This is a genomic window from Ferrimonas sediminum, assembly GCF_900100175.1.
In the GTDB taxonomy this organism is placed as follows: domain Bacteria; phylum Pseudomonadota; class Gammaproteobacteria; order Enterobacterales; family Shewanellaceae; genus Ferrimonas; species Ferrimonas sediminum.
Genome location: NZ_FNEM01000005.1, coordinates 8934 through 26039 on the forward strand (window position 1 = coordinate 8934; position 17106 = coordinate 26039).

General features: G+C 57.9%; 18 protein-coding genes. 12 read left to right on the top strand and 6 right to left on the bottom strand.

Annotated features, from left to right (window positions below; translation table 11 throughout):
• Positions 1-161: 161 nt before the first annotated feature.
• Entirely contained in the window at positions 162-656 is a 495-nt protein-coding gene (locus tag BLT77_RS07820; RefSeq protein ID WP_176819231.1) for a GNAT family N-acetyltransferase, read from the bottom strand.
• Between the two features lie 94 nt (positions 657-750).
• Between BLT77_RS07820 and BLT77_RS20245 the strand changes: the two genes are divergently transcribed.
• Positions 751-918, top strand: a complete 168-nt coding sequence (locus tag BLT77_RS20245; RefSeq protein ID WP_176819232.1) for a hypothetical protein — start codon at positions 751-753, stop codon at positions 916-918.
• Between the two features lie 88 nt (positions 919-1006).
• Here the strand turns inward: BLT77_RS20245 and pgm are convergent, their stop codons facing one another.
• Both pgm and seqA read right to left on the bottom strand, forming a co-directional pair.
• The gene (pgm, locus tag BLT77_RS07825; protein WP_090364455.1) at positions 1007-2650 is read right to left on the bottom strand and encodes a phosphoglucomutase (alpha-D-glucose-1,6-bisphosphate-dependent); all 1644 of its coding nucleotides are present in this window, start codon (positions 2648-2650) and stop codon (positions 1007-1009) included.
• Between the two features lie 55 nt (positions 2651-2705).
• Positions 2706-3269 carry a replication initiation negative regulator SeqA gene (gene seqA, locus BLT77_RS07830; RefSeq protein WP_028112356.1) on the bottom strand — a complete coding sequence of 188 codons (564 nt, stop codon included), beginning with the start codon at positions 3267-3269 and terminating at the stop codon, positions 2706-2708.
• 135 nt (positions 3270-3404) lie between these two features.
• On the opposite strand from seqA, the gene BLT77_RS07835 reads away from it, so the two are divergent.
• From BLT77_RS07835 to fldA, 4 genes are all read left to right on the top strand, one after another.
• Positions 3405-4181 carry an alpha/beta fold hydrolase gene (locus BLT77_RS07835; protein ID WP_090364457.1) on the top strand — a complete coding sequence of 259 codons (777 nt, stop codon included), beginning with the start codon at positions 3405-3407 and terminating at the stop codon, positions 4179-4181.
• Between the two features lie 100 nt (positions 4182-4281).
• Positions 4282-4503, top strand: coding sequence for a DUF2788 domain-containing protein (locus BLT77_RS07840; RefSeq protein WP_028112354.1), 222 nt, complete (start codon positions 4282-4284; stop codon positions 4501-4503).
• A gap of 13 nt (positions 4504-4516) precedes the next feature.
• Complete coding sequence (gene ybfE, locus BLT77_RS07845) at positions 4517-4846, top strand: LexA regulated protein (RefSeq protein ID WP_090364460.1); 330 nt, start codon at positions 4517-4519, stop codon at positions 4844-4846.
• Positions 4847-5368 carry a flavodoxin FldA gene (gene fldA, locus BLT77_RS07850; RefSeq protein ID WP_090364462.1) on the top strand — a complete coding sequence of 174 codons (522 nt, stop codon included), beginning with the start codon at positions 4847-4849 and terminating at the stop codon, positions 5366-5368.
• A 49-nt stretch (positions 5369-5417) separates the two neighbouring features.
• Here the strand turns inward: fldA and BLT77_RS07855 are convergent, their stop codons facing one another.
• On the bottom strand, positions 5418-5897 hold the full coding sequence (locus tag BLT77_RS07855; protein WP_090364465.1) for a DUF4442 domain-containing protein: 480 nt from the start codon (positions 5895-5897) through the stop codon (positions 5418-5420).
• Positions 5898-6189: 292 nt separating this feature from the next.
• Here BLT77_RS07855 and BLT77_RS07860 point away from each other — a divergent pair, with 292 nt between their 5' ends.
• Together BLT77_RS07860 and yfbR are read left to right on the top strand one after the other, a co-directional pair.
• Entirely contained in the window at positions 6190-7404 is a 1215-nt protein-coding gene (locus tag BLT77_RS07860; RefSeq protein ID WP_090364853.1) for a pyridoxal phosphate-dependent aminotransferase, read from the top strand.
• 88 nt (positions 7405-7492) lie between these two features.
• Positions 7493-8092, top strand: a complete 600-nt coding sequence (yfbR, locus tag BLT77_RS07865) for a 5'-deoxynucleotidase (protein ID WP_090364468.1) — start codon at positions 7493-7495, stop codon at positions 8090-8092.
• Between the two features lie 434 nt (positions 8093-8526).
• Here yfbR and BLT77_RS07870 read toward each other — a convergent pair whose 3' ends face one another.
• Positions 8527-9387, bottom strand: a complete 861-nt coding sequence (locus BLT77_RS07870; RefSeq protein ID WP_176819233.1) for a cobalamin-binding protein — start codon at positions 9385-9387, stop codon at positions 8527-8529.
• A 186-nt stretch (positions 9388-9573) separates the two neighbouring features.
• Between BLT77_RS07870 and BLT77_RS07875 the strand changes: the two genes are divergently transcribed.
• Positions 9574-10818 carry a DUF2325 domain-containing protein gene (locus tag BLT77_RS07875; protein ID WP_090364475.1) on the top strand — a complete coding sequence of 415 codons (1245 nt, stop codon included), beginning with the start codon at positions 9574-9576 and terminating at the stop codon, positions 10816-10818.
• Here BLT77_RS07875 and BLT77_RS07880 read toward each other — a convergent pair.
• The gene (locus BLT77_RS07880) at positions 10815-12509 is read right to left on the bottom strand and encodes a patatin-like phospholipase family protein (protein WP_090364478.1); all 1695 of its coding nucleotides are present in this window, start codon (positions 12507-12509) and stop codon (positions 10815-10817) included. The two genes, BLT77_RS07875 and BLT77_RS07880, sit on opposite strands and share 4 nt — an antisense overlap.
• A 146-nt stretch (positions 12510-12655) precedes the next feature.
• Here BLT77_RS07880 and BLT77_RS07885 point away from each other — a divergent pair, with 146 nt between their 5' ends.
• The 4 genes from BLT77_RS07885 to BLT77_RS07900 all read left to right on the top strand — a co-directional run bounded on the left by BLT77_RS07885 (position 12656) and on the right by BLT77_RS07900 (position 17042).
• Positions 12656-13990 carry an anti-phage deoxyguanosine triphosphatase gene (locus tag BLT77_RS07885; protein WP_090364481.1) on the top strand — a complete coding sequence of 445 codons (1335 nt, stop codon included), beginning with the start codon at positions 12656-12658 and terminating at the stop codon, positions 13988-13990.
• Between the two features lie 63 nt (positions 13991-14053).
• A complete protein-coding gene (locus BLT77_RS07890) occupies positions 14054-14569 on the top strand; it encodes a phage regulatory CII family protein (protein WP_090364484.1) in 516 nt (171 codons plus the stop codon).
• Between the two features lie 304 nt (positions 14570-14873).
• Entirely contained in the window at positions 14874-15701 is an 828-nt protein-coding gene (locus BLT77_RS07895) for a PKD domain-containing protein (protein ID WP_090364487.1), read from the top strand.
• Between the two features lie 9 nt (positions 15702-15710).
• The gene (locus BLT77_RS07900) at positions 15711-17042 is read left to right on the top strand and encodes a YfaP family protein (RefSeq protein ID WP_143026583.1); all 1332 of its coding nucleotides are present in this window, start codon (positions 15711-15713) and stop codon (positions 17040-17042) included.
• Positions 17043-17106 lie beyond the last annotated feature (64 nt).

Here is a 17106-nt window from a genome sequence, read left to right on the forward strand (position 1 = left end):
CTTTGGTTTTGATACGAGCAAAGACTCTGGATTCTCGCCTACGCAAGAATGACAAAAGCGACAGACACTGGCTTCCCGCGTGCACGGGCACAACGAAGGAGAAAGGTGTCGCCCTTGCGAACGCGAGGGCCCAGTGGCTTTGGTTACAGCGAAAGGCGCGGTCACTCCCCCAATGGAAGTTCATTGATGCTCGGACGCTCAAATTGCTGGTCCCACAACTGACGCTCCTCATTGAAAAAACGCCTGGTCAGGATAAAACCAAACCGCTGCAATATCCTGGTCGAGGCGGTGTTACGCTCAAAGGCCTCTGCCACCAGACGGTCGTCAGGATGATGCTCCGCCACCCAGCCCATCAGCACCGCCATGGCGCCGCAGCCAAGGCCTTGGCCCCAGTGGCGACGCCCCAGCTTGTACCCCACTTCATACAGCCCCGACTCCCCTGGGTAGAATGCCACGGTACCGATGTCGCCCAGTTGTGGATGCGTCACCACCCACAGCTTGAGGCCATCAGGATTGTCATAACCGGCCAACAGGGCCGGCATCTGCTGCTGAATCTGTGCCAGGGTCTGCGGATCACGGTCGGTGTAACGCATCACCTCCGGATCCCGTTCCAGATCGAACAGCCAGATTTCATCATCCGGCGTCAGTGATCTCATACCCAAGACGCTTCCCTTTGTCATTACCGCATCTCCCGGAGAAAAACATCGACTGAACTTGCAGCAAGTACGGCCATAAATCAATCGCTGTGGCATGAAGGCCAGCAACCGGGGCGCCGCCTTTGGCGCCTCCATCTTCAGTGCCTCAGCCATGAACAGCTGCGCCTGGGAGTGCATGATGGAGCACAACGCCTGCGTGGAGTCGGGCACCAGCGAACGCTACTGCAAAAACCAGTACAGATCCTGCCGCAGCCAGTGCTGATACCGCACCGGCCGCAACACTATCCAACAAAATAAAACGGCAGCCTCAGGGCTGCCGTTTTTTGTATTTTTTGTGTTTGATGGTCGGACTACTCCGCGTCAAACACCGCACTGACCAGCGCCTTGGCGTCCTCGAGCAGTTGCTCAAGGTGAGCCTCGCTTTTCAAGCTTTCGGCATAGATCTTATAGATGGCTTCGGTACCGGACGGGCGGGCCGCAAACCAGCCGTTTTCGGTGACCACCTTCAGACCACCGATGGCGGCACCATTACCGGGAGCCTGGGTCAGGCGCGCCACAATGGCTTCACCCGCCAGGGTATCGGAGTGCACCTGCTCCGGCTCCATCGCCTTGAGCAAACTCTTCTGAGCATCATTGGCCGGTGCATCGAGGCGGCGATAAAATGCCTGACCAAACTTCTGCTCCAACTGTCGATACTGCGCCGCCGGCGACTGGCCGGTGACCGCCAGAATCTCGGCCGCCAGCAGCCCCAGGATAAAGCCGTCCTTATCGGTGGAGAACGCCTGCCCCTGCTTATCGAGGAAGCTGGCACCGGCACTCTCTTCGCCGCCGAACGCCAGATTGCCCTGATGCAGACCGGACACAAACCACTTAAAGCCCACCGGCACCTCCATCAGCTGCCGGCCATGGCTGGCCACGACCCGATCGATGATGGCAGACGATACCAACGTCTTGCCCACAGGCAGATCGCCGCGCCAATTTGGCCGGTGCCCCAGCAGATAGTCGATGGCCACCGCCAGGTAATGGTTGGGGTTCATCAAACCACCATCGCGACACACAATGCCGTGGCGGTCGAAATCCGGGTCGTTACCGATGCTGATGTCAAAATCGTCTTTGATCTTCAGCAAGTTGGTCATGGCAAAGGGCGACGAGCAATCCATACGAATCTTGCCGTCTTTGTCCAGTGGCATAAAGGCAAACGCCGCATCCACTACAGGATTAACCACCTCGATGTCGATGTTGTACTTGGCCGCAATCCGTGGCCAGGTATGCACACCGGAGCCGCCCATGGGGTCGACACCAATCTTCAGCTTGGCGCCGCGAATGGCGTCAAAATCGATGACACCGGCAAGGTGATCGACGTAGGTACCGATCATGTCGACCGATTCAATCAGGCCGGTAGCCATGGCCACATCCAGGCTGACCTGCTGCACGCCGCTCAGGCCATCGCTCAGGTAGGCGTTAGCCCGCTCGGCAATGAAGCCAGTGGCATCGGTATCCGCCGGACCGCCATGGGGCGGGTTGTACTTAATGCCGCCGTCTTGCGGCGGATTGTGGGACGGGGTCAGAATCAGACCGTCGGCCCGATCGCCGCCCTGGCGATTATGATCCAAAATGGCATGGGAGATCACCGGCGTTGCCACAAAACCCCGCCCCTCTTGAACCCGGGCGGTTACGCCGTTGGCCGCCAGCACCTGCAACACCGAGGTGAACGCCGGCTGGCTCAGCCCATGGGTATCAAATCCCAGGTACATGGGACCGTCAAACCCCTGCATCTTGCGGTAGTCCACCACCGCTTGAGCAATCGCCAGAATGTGTGACTCGTTAAACGAGCGACTGAAGGCGCAGCCTCGATGGCCGGAGGTACCAAAACTGACTCGTTCTGAGGCATGCTTGGCATTGGGTTTCAGGGTGTAGTAACTGCTGACCAGATGACTGATGTCAGTGACATCAGCCGGGCTGGCCGTCTGGCCAGCTCGGGAGTGGTGTGCCATAGATTATTGTCCTGCGTAACGCGTCCGTGCTTCGATGTACTTAACGTTAGCGACTTTAAATGCGTGCTGCAACGTCCTGGGCGACCTCATCGGGGCAACCCAGTTTTACCGCCACCGACTTCAGCAGTGTGCGCTTCTTGGCGGTATTGTTGTTGGACGTCACCCAATAGGTGCTGTCACCGATCTGCTTGGGATTGGCGGTCTTACTGGCCGACAGCAGCTCCTCTTTGCTGGTGGCAAAGTAGAGCCGGTCACGGCCGCGAATCTCCAGCACACCAGAAAACGCTTCCGGTTGCTGCCGGTACAGGGCGTCCAGCAGATACAGGAAGCGACCAACCGCCCCCTTCTGCTGTGTCAGCAGTGCATCGTCCAGCAATTCACTGAACTGGCCCGCTTCGGCGACCCGGGAGCGCACTTCCAGCTGAGGCGCCTCCTCAACCACGACACTGCTGCGCTGTTCCAGCCCCGGCTGACTGATCTGCTCGGGAATGGCCGCCTCTACGTTGCTCGTCTGCAGATTCAGCAAACGACGCAAAATGTCTGAGGCACTCTCGCCAATACGCTGAGTGTTACTGGCAATGTGGCTATACAGTTCGTCGTCGATTTCGATATATTTCATGGGCTTTCCGATCGCCGGGTTGATGTCGACAGGCATTATAACCACACCAGACGAAATCAGGCTACGCCACCGTTTGCATTTTGCCGTTTGCGTCAGCACAATTTGCGCCATCAAAGCACTTCGCATCAGGACGCTATGCTGAACTTCATCGACCAGGGACACGGGCCCGCCGTGGTGTTGATCCACGGGCTGTTTGGAAATGCCGATAATTTAGGCCGTCTGGGAACGGCGCTTCAGGCCGCCCACTGGCGGGTCATTCGGGTTGACCTGCCCAACCACGGCCGTTCGGTCATGGGCTACCCCATGTCGCTGGCCAACATGGCCAAGGCACTGGAGCAACTGCGCCAGCAGCTGGGCCTCGACCGCTGGGCCCTGGTGGGGCACTCACTGGGGGGCAAGGTGGCCATGACCTACGCCCAGTCCCATCCGCAACAGGTGAGCGCCCTGGTGGTGGCCGACATCGCCCCGGTGGGGTATCAGACCCAGCGCCATCAATCGGTGCTCGCCACCCTGACCGAACTGAATCACCAGCCGCAACTGACCCGAAAATCTGCCCTGCAGAGCTTCAACCAGGCCGGCATTGACAGCGGAACCAGTGCCTTTTTGCTGAAAAACCTGCGCCCGGATGCTGATGGTCACTACCACTGGCAGCTGGACATTGGTGCCATTGTCCATCACTACCCGGACATCATCGGCCCCCTGCCGGAGCACCCGCCCTATCCTGGCCCGGTGCTGTTTGTGAAAGGGGAACGATCCGACTACCTGCTGCCAGAACACCGACCGGAGATCGGCCGTCGTTTTCCCCAGGCAAAGGCGCGGATCATCACCGGCACCGGCCACTGGCTGCACGCCGAAAAGCCCGACCAGTTCAACCGCCATGTGACCCAGTTTCTAGCGCCTTATCAAGGGTAAATCCCCTGCGATTGCTATGATAACTTACCGCTGAAAACCGTTCTAACCCCTGTGAGGTTATGCTATAGTAGCCCGCCGGTTTCGCCAGGATGGTAAAAGGATGTTAGTCACAGACGTAGCACAGCTCGAAGCAGTAGGGTTAAACCTGTTTTTTGCAGCGGTGTTCTTTCTGATTGGAATGTCGATCCGGGACGTATTAAACAAAGGCGATGTTCCCCCATTTGGTCGTGGCATCGTCTGGCTCGTGCTCTTTCTCGGCTGTGCCGGCTTTATCGCCAAAGGCATTATTCAGCTGGTATGGGAAGGGGCCGGGATTGGTTAAGTAGCGACAATGCATGGCAGTAGAAAAGACGGATAGAACCACCATGGATCTGTTCGCGACTGAAAAGCGTCGCGGCAGACCCAGAAGCAACCCGTTGCCCCGAAAAGAGCAACTGCGAGTCAACAAGCGCAATCAGATCCAGCGTGACCGCACCATGGGGTTGAAACGAATTGAACTTAAAGTTTCCGATGAACTCTATACTGCATTAAATGAGCAGGCGACCCTGGACAACGTCAGTCGCGGGCAATTGATAGAGTCCATTCTTCTGAAACAGTTTCAACAAGTTGGTAAGGCTGATGACACTCTGTCAGCCGCAGTTATTGACGAACAAATAGGTAGATAAATGGCAAGCGTAGGTCTGTTTTTTGGCAGCGACACTGGCAACACCGAAGCCGTCGCCAAGATGATCCAGAAAAAACTGGGTGCAATGTGTGATGTAAAAGATATCGCTAAAAGCACCAAAGAAGAGATTGATGAGTTCAGCCTGCTGCTGTTCGGCATTCCGACCTGGTACTACGGCGAAGCCCAGTGTGACTGGGACGACTTCTTCCCCGAACTGGAGCAGATCGACTTTACCGATAAGCTGGTTGCCATCTTTGGTTGTGGCGATCAAGAGGATTACGCCGAGTACTTCCTCGATGCCATGGGTATGGTGGGTGACATCGTTCGCGATCGCGGCGGCATCATCGTTGGCCACACCTCCACCGAAGGCTTTGAGTTTGAAGCCTCCAAGGCGCTGGTTGATGACAACACCTTTGTGGGCCTGGGCATCGATGAAGATCGCCAGCCCGAGCTGACCGAAAGCCGTGTCGACGCCTGGGTTAAGCAGATCTACGAAGAGATGTGCCTGGCGGAGCTGGCGTAAGCCCGGTTTTCCAGCCACACAAAAAAAACGGACCCCAGGGTCCGTTTTTTTATGCCGCCTTTTTATCTTGACCGGCAAACACCTTGCGCACATACAGCACCCGGGTCAAGCGACACACCACCTCACCGCGACCATCTTTCACCTCCACCACGAACTTCGGCAGGTATTTACTGCCATCGGCGGTAGCCTGGCGCACCTGACGGATGGTGGCTTCATCGATGACAAACTCTGCCGTCAACCGTCCCTTGCCGGGCTTAATAAAATCGATGTCGGCGGATTTGTCCCAAACCCGGTAGCCCCGCCCCAGTTTCCCCATCAGCAACAGGGCATAGAAGGGGTCGGTCATGGAAAACAGGCTGCCACCATAATGGCTGCGGTTGATGTTGCGGTTCCACGGGCGCTCCCGGAGCGCCACCCGGCAGTAACTGTAGTCCGGTGCCAGTTTTTCAATCTTAATGCTACTGAACAGCAGCGGTGGCCAAAGATTCATAATGCGGCGAAACGTTGCCGCCGAAACCGGGATTGCCATATCTCTCCATCTGGTATGACCTGCACAGAGGGCGTGTTATACCTTAACAACGGTGAAAAGTCATCCAATCAGAAACCTCTGAAAATCAGAGTATAAAGGAGGCAAATCAGACGACGACCCCAAGGTAACGCCAGCAACCCCCAAAGCCGGCAGTGAATAACACCATTCATGGCCGGGATACTCACGCCAATCGCTGCCAAAGCCCTTTGTTTCAAGGCTTTCTTTAGCCAGCATAATCCGCTAACTTAACCACACTCTTCCCCCTCTCTGCCGCTAAGAGGTACCTGTGGCCATGCATCCTATATTAAAGTCCGACAAACTCAGCACCGTCTGTTATGACATCCGTGGTCCGGTGGCTCGGGAAGCGAAACGACTGGAAGAGGAGGGCCACCGGGTTCTGAAGCTGAACATCGGCAACCCCGCCCCCTTTGGTTTCGAGGCCCCGGAGGAGATTGTCCGCGATGTCATTCACAACCTGCCTGAAAGCCAGGGCTATTGTGATGCCAAAGGGCTGTTTTCTGCCCGCAAGGCAGTGGTGCACTATTTCCAGCAGATGGGCATCCACGATCTGGATGTGGACGACGTTTACATCGGCAACGGCGTCTCAGAGCTGATTGTGATGGCGATGCAGGGCCTGCTCAACAACGGCGATGAAGTGCTGGTACCGGCACCGGACTACCCGCTATGGACCGCCGCCGTCCATCTGGCGGGCGGCGCCGCCCGTCACTACCGCTGCGACGAACAGGCGGAGTGGTTTCCGGATCTGGACGACATTCGGGCCAAGATCACCCCGCGCACCAAGGCGCTGGTATTGATTAACCCCAACAACCCCACCGGCGCGGTCTACAGCAAAGAGGTGCTACTGGAACTGCTGCAGATTGCCCGTGAGCACAACCTGGTGGTGTTCTCCGACGAGATCTACGACAAGATCCTCTACGACGGTGCCGAGCACATCCCCACCTGCACCCTGGCAGACGACCTGCTGATCATCACCTTCAATGGCCTGTCCAAGGTATACCGGGCCGCCGGTTTCCGGGCTGGCTGGATGGTACTGACCGGCAACCGTGGCATCGCCAAGAACTACATCGAGGGGTTAGAGATGCTGGCGTCGATGCGGTTGTGCGCCAACGTGCCGGTGCAGCATGCCATTCAAACCGCGCTGGGCGGCTACCAAAGTATCAAGGAGCTGATTCTGCCCGGCGGCCGGTTGCTGGAACAGCGGGATCTGGTGGTGGACCGCCTCAACGCCATCGATGGTGTCAGTTGCACCCGTCCGAAGGGGGCGATGTACGCCTTTCCCAAGCTGGACGTAAACAAATTCAACCTGATCGATGACGAAAAACTGGTGTTGGATCTGCTGATGCAGGAGAAGATTCTGCTGGTTCAGGGTACGGCATTTAACTGGCCTGAACCGGATCATCTGCGGTTTGTGTTCCTGCCCCACATCGAAGATCTCGGCCGGGCCCTGGACAAATTTGAAGCCTTTCTCAGCCGCTACCGGCAGTGATAGACTGAGCCAACCCGTTTTTCAAAAAGCGCCCAAGGGCGCTTTTTTGTCGATCAGCCCGCAGCGCTGATGACCCAAGGAGCCCGACATGAGCCACAAGTTTTTAAACCTCGCCCTGCGGCAACGGCTGCTGAAGCGCTGGAGCCTGATGTATTCGATGCAGCCGGAATCGGTACTGGAGCACTCGGCCATCGTTGGCATCCTGACCTTTCTCACCGGTAAGATCGCCGAACAGCAAGGGCGGCAAGTGGATCTGAGCAAAATGCTCTCCCACGCCCTGCTTCACGACATGTCAGAGACCATTACCGGCGACGTGGTCACCCCGGTCAAACGGGCCAACGACACCCTGTACAACGAATTCAAGCAGCTGGAGCGGGCAGCAGAAAAACGCATCCTACAGACCGCGCCGCCGGCGCTGCACGGAGCCATTGAGGAGGCCTTTAATCCCGGCGGCATCGAGCAGGAGCTGGTGAAAGCCTGCGACATCTATTCCGCCTATCTGAAGTGCCGGCTGGAGGTGGCCTTTGGCAACGCCGTCGAATTTGGTGACGCCCTGGCGCGCATGGAAGAGAGCGTGAAATCGGTCTGCGATCGCTATCCGGAGATGGCCATACTGCACCAATGGTTCGGTGAAGACAGCGACTGTTCGGTGGATCACCTGATTACCTCCAACGATTCCGACAGTTAGCCTCCCAGTCAAAAAACTGTCATTCGACAATTTAATGACGGATAAATGTCACCAAAATCAAAGGGTAAGCTTATTCCGAATCGTTCTAGTCACTGACAGGATAAGCCCGGCATCTCTCTTATACTTGGAGTGTCACCGCGATGCCTGCATAGGCTCAGGGCAAGGAAGTCAGAATGGATTGTCTCGCATCTCCTTGGACGCAACTGCTCCCGTGAGTCAATCCCGTCCCTACCCGGCCCTTCCTCTGTTGCCATCGACTCGAGCCCACTTGCCCATCAAGGAGGAACGCATTCACGGAAGAAACCCGGCAATACCGTGACAACCGGCTCACACTTCCCGGTTGCGCACCCGTCTTCGGCGGATCAGCGAGGACCCCCCATCCCTAGCAGTTCGGTACTCTGATCCAGTTTGACCCAGCCATTACCTTGGCCCCGTTACATCGGGGCCTCTTTTTTTGACCGCAACACCTCCCGAGCCTGGTCCAACGACTGACACAACTGCTCCATCCCCAGCAAAATCCTCGGCCCGGTGCGATGTAGCCAGTCACTGTTAACCTCAAACACCAGGCCCTTATCAATAGCCGGAATCTCCGACCACTGCTGCCACATGGCGATGCTGTTGCCACCGAGCCCATGATTGGTGGGCACAATCAACACCTGGGGCGACGCGCTGATCACCTGCTCGATGCTCACTTGCGGGTACTCGGCGCTGGCATCGGCAAACAGATTGACACCACCACAACTGCCGATCAGCTCATCCATCCAGGCGCTGGAAGCGGTCATCAGTGGCGTCGACCACAGTTGGTAGAAGACCGTCACCGGGGCGCGGTGCTGATAGCGATCCAGCAAACGTTGATACTGCTCGGTGAATGCCGCCGCAGCGCGCTGCCCCTGCTGCGGATGGCCGGTTTGTTGCCCCAGTGAGGCCATCAGCGGACCAATGTCGGCGATACTGGCAACGCTGGTATCGACCACCGTTAACCCCAACGCGTTGAGTCGTTCGACAAAATGCCGTGAGGTATCGCTTATCCCCAACACCACCAAGTCTGGCTGCAACTGCACCAAAGCTTCAAAATCCAGTTCATCATGGCGGCCGATACGCCGTATCTGCCTGGCCGCTTGCGGATAATCCGCGTAGTCAATGGTGGCAATGATCTGATCCCCCGCCCCGACCTGATACAACAGCTCAACCGAATGCGGCGTTAGGGCGGCGATACGGGGAAACGGCGGCTTCTGCGCCCAAACGGCACCGCTGAGGCCAACCAACAACCAGATGACCAGGAATCGAGTCAACATAACGGCCATCCTTACTTTTATGGAGAAAAGCGTACTCTATCAGGGGCCCGCTACCCGGGCCAGTCTGTGCCAAACACCAGCCATCAAATGATAATGATTATCATTGACAAGATGTGTGCAACCGTTACACTGTTGCCACTAACGACTCAATCCGAATCAACCAGCCATATCGAGTGAGGCAACAGCATGTGTGATGCTCAAACCACGGCTACAGGTGCACTGATCCTGAGTAGCTTCAAAGGCAAGCGCAAACTGTGGGAGCTGACCAGCAAGCTGCTGTGCCCCGTGATCGGCACCTGCCTGACCACCACCGAGATCCGCAAACTGGCGGAAAAAATTGCCGACAACGAGGTGGCCAGAAAAAGTGACTATTGGCTGCACACCTGGGTGGTCTCCAACTGTGACAGCAAGCACCGCCTGTCTGTGGCGGTGCAAAAACATCTGGATAGGAAGTTTGCCGCCGCCATCAAGCGATTCGGCCAGGTCAAATGCCGCGATGAGCTGAAACGGGTCTGGCAACAGCACATTGAACGGGGTGCCAGCGCCGAAGCCCTGTGGGCTCTGCTGACCCACCCACTGTGCGATCTGCCCACCCAGGACATGGCCTACGAGGCGATTCACATGCTTTCCCACCAGATCGGCGCCGGCCAGCGGGCGGATCTGAAACGTCTTCACGACGCTGAAAAAGAGTTGGTGGCGCTGAAAAAATCACTGGATAAGAGCCAACAAAAAGCCCATCAGACCATCTCCGACAAGGACCGGCAGTTGCAGCTAATGCAGCAGCAACTGGCCGATCTGAAGGCCGAAAATCTGCGCCTGAAGGAACACAACCAGGTGTTGGCGCAGCAGGATGCGCCCCACAACCATTCCTCTCAACTGCAGCAGCTTCGCAACGAACTGGCCAGCAAAACCAGCGCGGTTGAAGTGCTGGACAGACAGAAGGTGCAGTGGCAACAGAAGCTGCAGGCCAGCGAAAGCAACGTGCTGGGTCTGACCCAGAAACTGCAGCAACAACAACAGGAAACCAGGGCACTGGAAGGCTTCGTTAAGCAGAGTCTGTCACCCTGTAACGGTTGCAGCGCCGACAGTTGCCGTGACTGTCCGGATCTGAAAGGCCAGAAAATTCTGTGCGTCGGCGGCCTGCACCGCATGACCGATCAATACCGGGAGTTGGTGTCACGCTGCAACGGTGAATTCAGCCATCACGACGGCGGCGTCGAAGACAGTCGTAAGCGCCTGGATGCCCTGCTGTGGTCCGCCGATGCGGTAATCTGCGCCACCGATTGCATCAGCCACGATGCTTACTACCGCCTTAAACGCTTCTGCAAACAGCACAACAAGCGCCACCTGTTTATTCCCTCCTCCGGCCTGTCCAGCTTTGCCAAAGCCATGGACGACGTCGCCAATGAGGTCAGCTGCATCAGCCTTTAATCCCCGGCGTCACCCCAGCTATCGCCAATGGCTCGCTTGGCCACGTAACGGGCCAGGCTGGCCAGCAGGTGGGCCTGTACCGGAGTCATATCGATGACCGCGGCATTTTCCATAAAGGTGTCAAAGTGGGGGAAGTTATCCAGACCATAGGGATCCCAGTCGTCCTGGCCCTGCTGTCGAATCTCCTGCGCCAACCGCTCGTCCGCCAAGGCATTTTCCCAGGCCTGGCTACGCTGGTTGTAGACCCAGGTAATGGTAACCCGCCGCCCCCCGGCAATGCCATACACCGGGTTGTCCCGGGTGATCAGCGTCTGAGTCGCATACAGGCCTTTGTGGGCGATGCTGGCAAACGGCGTGCGCTGTACCCCGGCATCAAACAACGCCCTAAGTTCATTGAGCTTACTCTCCCCCTGCTCAAACACCAGGTTGTCCCGGAACTGCCCCAGGCCAAAGTTGTCTCGCAGCGGCACAAACAGGGCTTTGAGTGACTTGTTGATATTGGTCGATTCGATGTCGTCACCGGGAATGTAGGGACACTTGGTATTGACGAACACCAACAGCCGCGTCACCCCACGGGCCAGCAACGGCATGATCCCCAGGTTCTCCATGTGGCCACCATCGGAGTGGGCATACTCCTCCGCCAGTCGCTGCACCCCATCCGGAACCTGCACCGGCAGATGATAGAACTCCGGGAACCCCAGCGCACCCAGCCCCAGGGCATTGGCCAGCTGCTGAGGCGCCGCTCCGGAACTGGCCATGATGTCGGACAGGGAGAACGCCTTTTCATTGGTCCAGTCAAACAGACTGCGTGGTGAGCGCTTGACCGTCAGGGTCAGGGTACCCTCACCCGGTTCCACCCGGTAGGGGCCGACACAATCGTAGCCATAGCTGCTGAGGTAGCCACCACCGAAGTGCTCGTCGTCGCCGATGCCATCGCGGTCACGGTGGGAAACCCGCACACCACTGTAGTACGGGGTATATTCCACATGGTAGCGCTGCGTAGGCCCGATGCCATCCCCGTTAAGCAGGGTGGCCCCCACCACCAGGTAGGGGGCTCCCGGGCGCAGACGCTGAAACTGATCCGGGCTGAGGTTGGCATTGGCTTCACAGGCCTCAGCCACCGAATGCAGATCATAGCTGAAGGCCATCTGCGGCCGGTGCAGGCCAAACGGGGTCAGGAAGATACGACCGATCACCTCCGCAAAGCTTTCATCCCCCCGCCCACTCAATGCGGCACCGAACAATCGGGACACCACCCCGGCATTGACCAGGCAGTGTTGAAATGACCGCTCGGGCACCGACTGGATCTCGCTCTCTCGCAGCTGCGACGGTGGCAGTATCGCGCCCCAGAACTGCGGCAGTTGATGCGGTGGCAGAAAGCCATAGGGCACCGAAGCCCAGCTGCCGCCGGAGACCGCCGACAGATAACCGACCCGTTGCATCAATCCGGTGTCATGCAGAGCCTTGAGCTGGCCCAGGGTGCAGCAGGCACTGCGGGTTCCACCTCCGGAGAAAGCCACCCCAAGGGGCTTCTCGGTCAGCCCCTGGCTGAACCCCGGCAGTCGGTGCTCGGGAAATTCCTGCGGCTGGGCCAGGTTGTCCATGGGAAAGCCCAGTATCTGATATCGAATCGCCATCATGATCTCCTTATCCAGGCGGGTGGCTGCACAGAGGGGCAGCGGCCTGTCCATTTATAGTACGCCAGCAGGGCAAAATCACCATGGAGAGAACCTCTCGGGAGACTCGACAGCAAATTTGCCGCCTCCAGTTGTTAAGTAATTGAATAACAGCGTCAGTTCACCGACACTAATACCACCCCGTGCCATGAGTAGAATGTATGGATATCGACAGCCACTGGTTAGCGCGCCGCTTCGCCGAACACAAACCCAGACAGGATGACCAACGCTCGCCGCTGCAGCGAGACAAGGCCAGAATCATGCATTCGGCAGCATTTCGTCGTCTACAGGCCAAAACCCAGGTGTTGGGGGTCGGCATGAACGACTTCTACCGCACCCGCCTGACCCACTCGCTGGAAGCGGCCCAGATCGGCACAGGCATTGCCGCTCAACTGCGCCGCAACTCACCGGAATTTGCCGAGCTTATCGGCAGTGACAACCTGATAGAGTCGCTGTGCCTGGCCCATGATCTAGGCCATCCCCCGTATGGCCATGGCGGCGAGGTGGCACTGAACTACATGATGCGCGACCACGGCGGCTTTGAGGGCAACGGCCAGACCTTCCGCATCCTGACCCGGCTGGAGCCCTACACCCGGGAGTACGGCATGAACCTGACCCGACGCACCCTGCTGGGCATTCTCAAGTACCCGGTACTGATGAGTGCCCTGGGCAGCCGCGCCCCCCGCCAGGGCGTGGACAACTTCCGCCAGCTTAAGGCGGAGCAGTGGCTGCCGGGAAAAGGGGTGTTTGATGATGACGCCGATCTGTTGAGTTGGGTACTGGAACCGTTCAGCGACGCCGACCGGCAGTTGCTGACCCGCACCCGCAGCAACCCGGTGGGCCAGCAGCGGGCTCAATTCCACTCGCTGGACTGCTCCATCATGGAGCTGGCGGACGACATCGCCTATTCGGTCCACGACCTGGAAGACGCCATCGTTATGGGCATCGTCAACTACCGTAGCTGGCGGGAAAACGTGGCCGAACCCATCGCCGGCATCGACGGCACCTACCTGGCCGGGCAGATGGAAACCATCGGCAAGAAACTGTTTTCCGATGAACATCACCTGAGAAAAGACGCCATCGGCACCCTGGTGAACGCCTTTGTCACCCACAGCCGCATTGTGGCACAGGGAAAATTCGAATCGCCACTGCTGTCCCACCACGCGGTGATCGAACCGGCGTACGCCGAGTGTCTCGGCTACCTGAAGCGGTTCGTACTCCAGTACGTCATTCGAAAGCCCGAGGTGCAGATACTGGAGTACAAAGGCCAGCAGATCGTGATGGAGCTGTTCGAGGCCTTCGCCTCCGACCCCAATCGACTGCTGCCCCGGTCCACCCAGAAACGCTGGCAAGCCGCCTGCGAGCAGGGCCACAGTGGCCACCGGGTCATCGCCGACTACATCTCCGGCATGACCGACGAGTTCGCCGCCCGGTTGCACCAGAACCTGTTTACTCCGAAAAGCGGCAACCTGGCAGAGCTGCATTCGCCGTTTTAACCCCTTGAGGGCGGTGGCCGGACTCACCGCCACCTCCCCACTCCGATTAAAGGAACACACGCAGTGAGTGAAGCGCAACTCCTTCAACTTCAGAAACTCATCCACGCCCAGAGTAAAACCATGGGCATCGACCACCTCTACTCCGTGGTCGAGGCCCATTTTCGTCAGCACCATGGCCGAAGCATCAAAAAGAGCACGTTTCACAACAAGATCAACCCGGACAGAACCGAGCATAAGCTGAATATCGAAGAGTTCAGCCTGCTCCTGATGGCGCTGAAGGAGCAGAATCTTCATGCCCCCATTCTGGAGGAGTTCATGTCGCTGTATCACATGCGCCCCGAATACCTGCACACCCAATCCAGCACCAAAGAGCACAACTACAAATCCTTTATGGGCGACTGGATGGATCTGAATAAAGAACACGGTGACGTTCAGGTGGCCCTGACTTCGGCCCTGAATGATTACAAGATTACCGAGCACGAGCTGAACGGCATCAAGGTGGAGCTGTCGGAGCACATTCAAGCGCTCACCACCCTGCGAGCGGCCCTGGATCACGTGGCCGGAAAAACCCTGATCTAATCCGCCTCCACAACGCTCCTCTGTCTATAACCGGTGCCCTTTGGCGCCATTTTCGCTCTCTCCCCCGCCAACACCCACCACATCACTGAGAAAACCTGGCGGGTTTTCTCGTAGATGGGTCAACGGCCCGTTTGTACAGTACTCCCATCTGAGAGCGCGGCATTGATTCAATGCCAAGCCTCTCTGGCCAACACGATAAAGCAGTAGCAATACCAGCAACCGAATGCGCCCATGGCGACATGTAACCAGCGGGTACGTCGCCGGGCTTTATCGATAACTCGTTACCCAGACAATGAGAGAAATCATGATTCAAACAGGTCAAAAAGTGTTCTACCAGGCACTCTGTGGTGTCTCCCTGGCGGTATTGCTGGCCGGGTGTAATGACTCCGGCAGCGGCTCGAACAGCGACAGCGACAATGCCCTGCCCACCGCCAAAATCAGCGCTCCCTCCTCCCTGCTTGAGCGACAGAACTACACGCTGTCCGCAGCCGACTCCGGTGACAGCGACGGGCAGGTTGTCTCCTACCAGTGGCAGCTGGATACCGGCAACTATCAGGGCGACCAGATCACCCTGTCCGGCAACAACGAACAGGCCCAACTCAATGTCGGCGAGCTGCAAGAGGATCAGCGCGTAACGGTGATCCTGACGGTCGTGGACGACCAAGGCGACAGCAACAACGACTCCATCAGCCTCAACCTGCAGGAGCGCGACCAGGCCCTGCTGCCACCGCCGCCCCCGCAACCGGATGCCACCGTGGTCGGGGTCGATGCCGATCGGGACGGCGTTCGCGACGATGTTGAGATCAAGATTCTGACGCTGTTCCCGCTGTCAAAACCGGAACGCGAACTGTATCGATTGGGCGCCAGTCAGTTTGCCGAGGTGGTCGCCGCCGGCGTGACAGATGACGACATCAAACAGACTCTGGCCACTCAGGAGATGGCCAAAATGAGTGCCTGTTTTGTTGAGTTCTACGGCATGGACTCGCCCAGGAATACGGCGCAGCTGCGGGCATTAATACTCAATACCCGCGAGCGTCAACGGGCCTACGAGGCGTTTAACCGCGCCAGAATGGGCACCGTCAGCGACAGTATCGACCCCGCCACACTGGATTGCCGTTTACCTCAGGAATAAGCAGGAAAAATGATGAATAACGCCCTTATTACTACCCTCGCCATCAGCGCATTCAGTTTTCCTGTGGCGGTACAGGCCAGCCTCAATGGCTGCAGCAACGCCATTACCGGCGATAAACAAACCAATGTTTATTTTGCCAATGGCATCAATACCACCCTCAATGAGGCTCAGGAGGTGACGGCACTGTTGCTCAAGGTGTACCAATCCCCGCTGGAACAGGCCGAGGAAAACAGCACTTACCATTTTAAAACCGCCTACAACTACAGTCAGGGCTTTGTTACCGACGTGGTACAGGTGTTTCAACAGAAGCTCAGTGAGGATCCGGACGGCAGCATCGCCTATATGGTGTACGACCTGTTGCGTTCAGGCCTATCCAACGATGAAATTCGGGCCACCGTCACCGTCGCCCTGACCCGGGGCAACCTGGTGGCCGCCCTGTTGACCGATGAGCTGCTGCAGGAACTCGGAGACAGTCTGGCTGAAGTGGCCGCCGATGCCATGGCCGACGGCGATTTGGTCAACACCAACCACAGCCGCCTCTATTCCGATGCCCTGATCAATGGTCGCCGGGTGCTGGTGGTGGCCCACAGCCAGGGCAACCTGTTCACCAACACCGCCATCGCCGCCACCCTGAACAAGCACCCACAGTACGCCGACAGCATCAACTACTACGGGGTGGCATCACCCGCCGCGACCACCGTCAATGGCGCGGACTACGTCACCGCCGACGATGACCGGGTCATCAACCTGTTGCGGCTCACCGAAACCGTGATGGCTGCCAACATCGACAACGATCCCGGCCTGCTCAACGACACCAGGGAGCTGCTTAACCATAGCTTTCTGAGTAGCTACTTTGACGGCCGGTTGCCTTCGCGGGCCCGAATCAACGCCGCCATTACCGCCCTGTCAGAGCAACTGACCTACCCAGAGGTCATTGCCGGCGAAGGCGCCATTCGGGCCACCCTGTCCTGGGGCGATCAACCTGACGTCGACCTGCATGTGTTTGAACCCGGTGGCAGTCACGTCTACTACCGCAACAAAACCGGTGAAGACGGCACCCTGGATGTGGATGACACGACGGCGGTCGGGCCGGAGAACTACTTTGTCGCCTGCGACCGGGTTAATGAGGGCAGCTACGCCATCGGTGTGAACTACTTCAGGGGCTACCAACCGGAAAAAGCGCTGGTGACCCTGTATCTGGGTAACGGTGCCACCTTCGGCCCCCGCTCGGTCACACTGAACACGGCCAGAGGCTCCGCCGGCAACGACTCACCGGTGTCCGTGTACAACATCGTGGTGCACCAGGACGACAACGGCAACGCGCTGTATACGGTGCAGTAACCGCCACTCAGCGGCCACGCTGCAACCACAATTCCAGGCCGTCAAACTCAAAAGGGCCAGCATC

Coding starts and splice junctions, on each gene's coding strand:
- BLT77_RS07895 (WP_090364487.1), top strand. CDS start 14,874: ATGATTCAAACAGGTCAAAAAGTGTTCTACCAGGCACTCTGTGGTGTC.
- BLT77_RS07860 (WP_090364853.1), top strand. CDS start 6,190: ATGCATCCTATATTAAAGTCCGACAAACTCAGCACCGTCTGTTATGAC.
- BLT77_RS20245 (WP_176819232.1), top strand. CDS start 751: ATGAAGGCCAGCAACCGGGGCGCCGCCTTTGGCGCCTCCATCTTCAGT.
- yfbR (WP_090364468.1), top strand. CDS start 7,493: ATGAGCCACAAGTTTTTAAACCTCGCCCTGCGGCAACGGCTGCTGAAG.
- fldA (WP_090364462.1), top strand. CDS start 4,847: ATGGCAAGCGTAGGTCTGTTTTTTGGCAGCGACACTGGCAACACCGAA.
- BLT77_RS07870 (WP_176819233.1), bottom strand. CDS start 9,387: ATGTTGACTCGATTCCTGGTCATCTGGTTGTTGGTTGGCCTCAGCGGT.
- BLT77_RS07880 (WP_090364478.1), bottom strand. CDS start 12,509: ATGGACAGGCCGCTGCCCCTCTGTGCAGCCACCCGCCTGGATAAGGAG.
- pgm (WP_090364455.1), bottom strand. CDS start 2,650: ATGGCACACCACTCCCGAGCTGGCCAGACGGCCAGCCCGGCTGATGTC.
- ybfE (WP_090364460.1), top strand. CDS start 4,517: ATGGCAGTAGAAAAGACGGATAGAACCACCATGGATCTGTTCGCGACT.
- BLT77_RS07875 (WP_090364475.1), top strand. CDS start 9,574: ATGTGTGATGCTCAAACCACGGCTACAGGTGCACTGATCCTGAGTAGC.
- BLT77_RS07855 (WP_090364465.1), bottom strand. CDS start 5,897: ATGGCAATCCCGGTTTCGGCGGCAACGTTTCGCCGCATTATGAATCTT.
- BLT77_RS07900 (WP_143026583.1), top strand. CDS start 15,711: ATGATGAATAACGCCCTTATTACTACCCTCGCCATCAGCGCATTCAGT.
- BLT77_RS07820 (WP_176819231.1), bottom strand. CDS start 656: ATGAGATCACTGACGCCGGATGATGAAATCTGGCTGTTCGATCTGGAA.
- BLT77_RS07885 (WP_090364481.1), top strand. CDS start 12,656: ATGGATATCGACAGCCACTGGTTAGCGCGCCGCTTCGCCGAACACAAA.
- BLT77_RS07840 (WP_028112354.1), top strand. CDS start 4,282: ATGTTAGTCACAGACGTAGCACAGCTCGAAGCAGTAGGGTTAAACCTG.
- seqA (WP_028112356.1), bottom strand. CDS start 3,269: ATGAAATATATCGAAATCGACGACGAACTGTATAGCCACATTGCCAGT.
- BLT77_RS07835 (WP_090364457.1), top strand. CDS start 3,405: ATGCTGAACTTCATCGACCAGGGACACGGGCCCGCCGTGGTGTTGATC.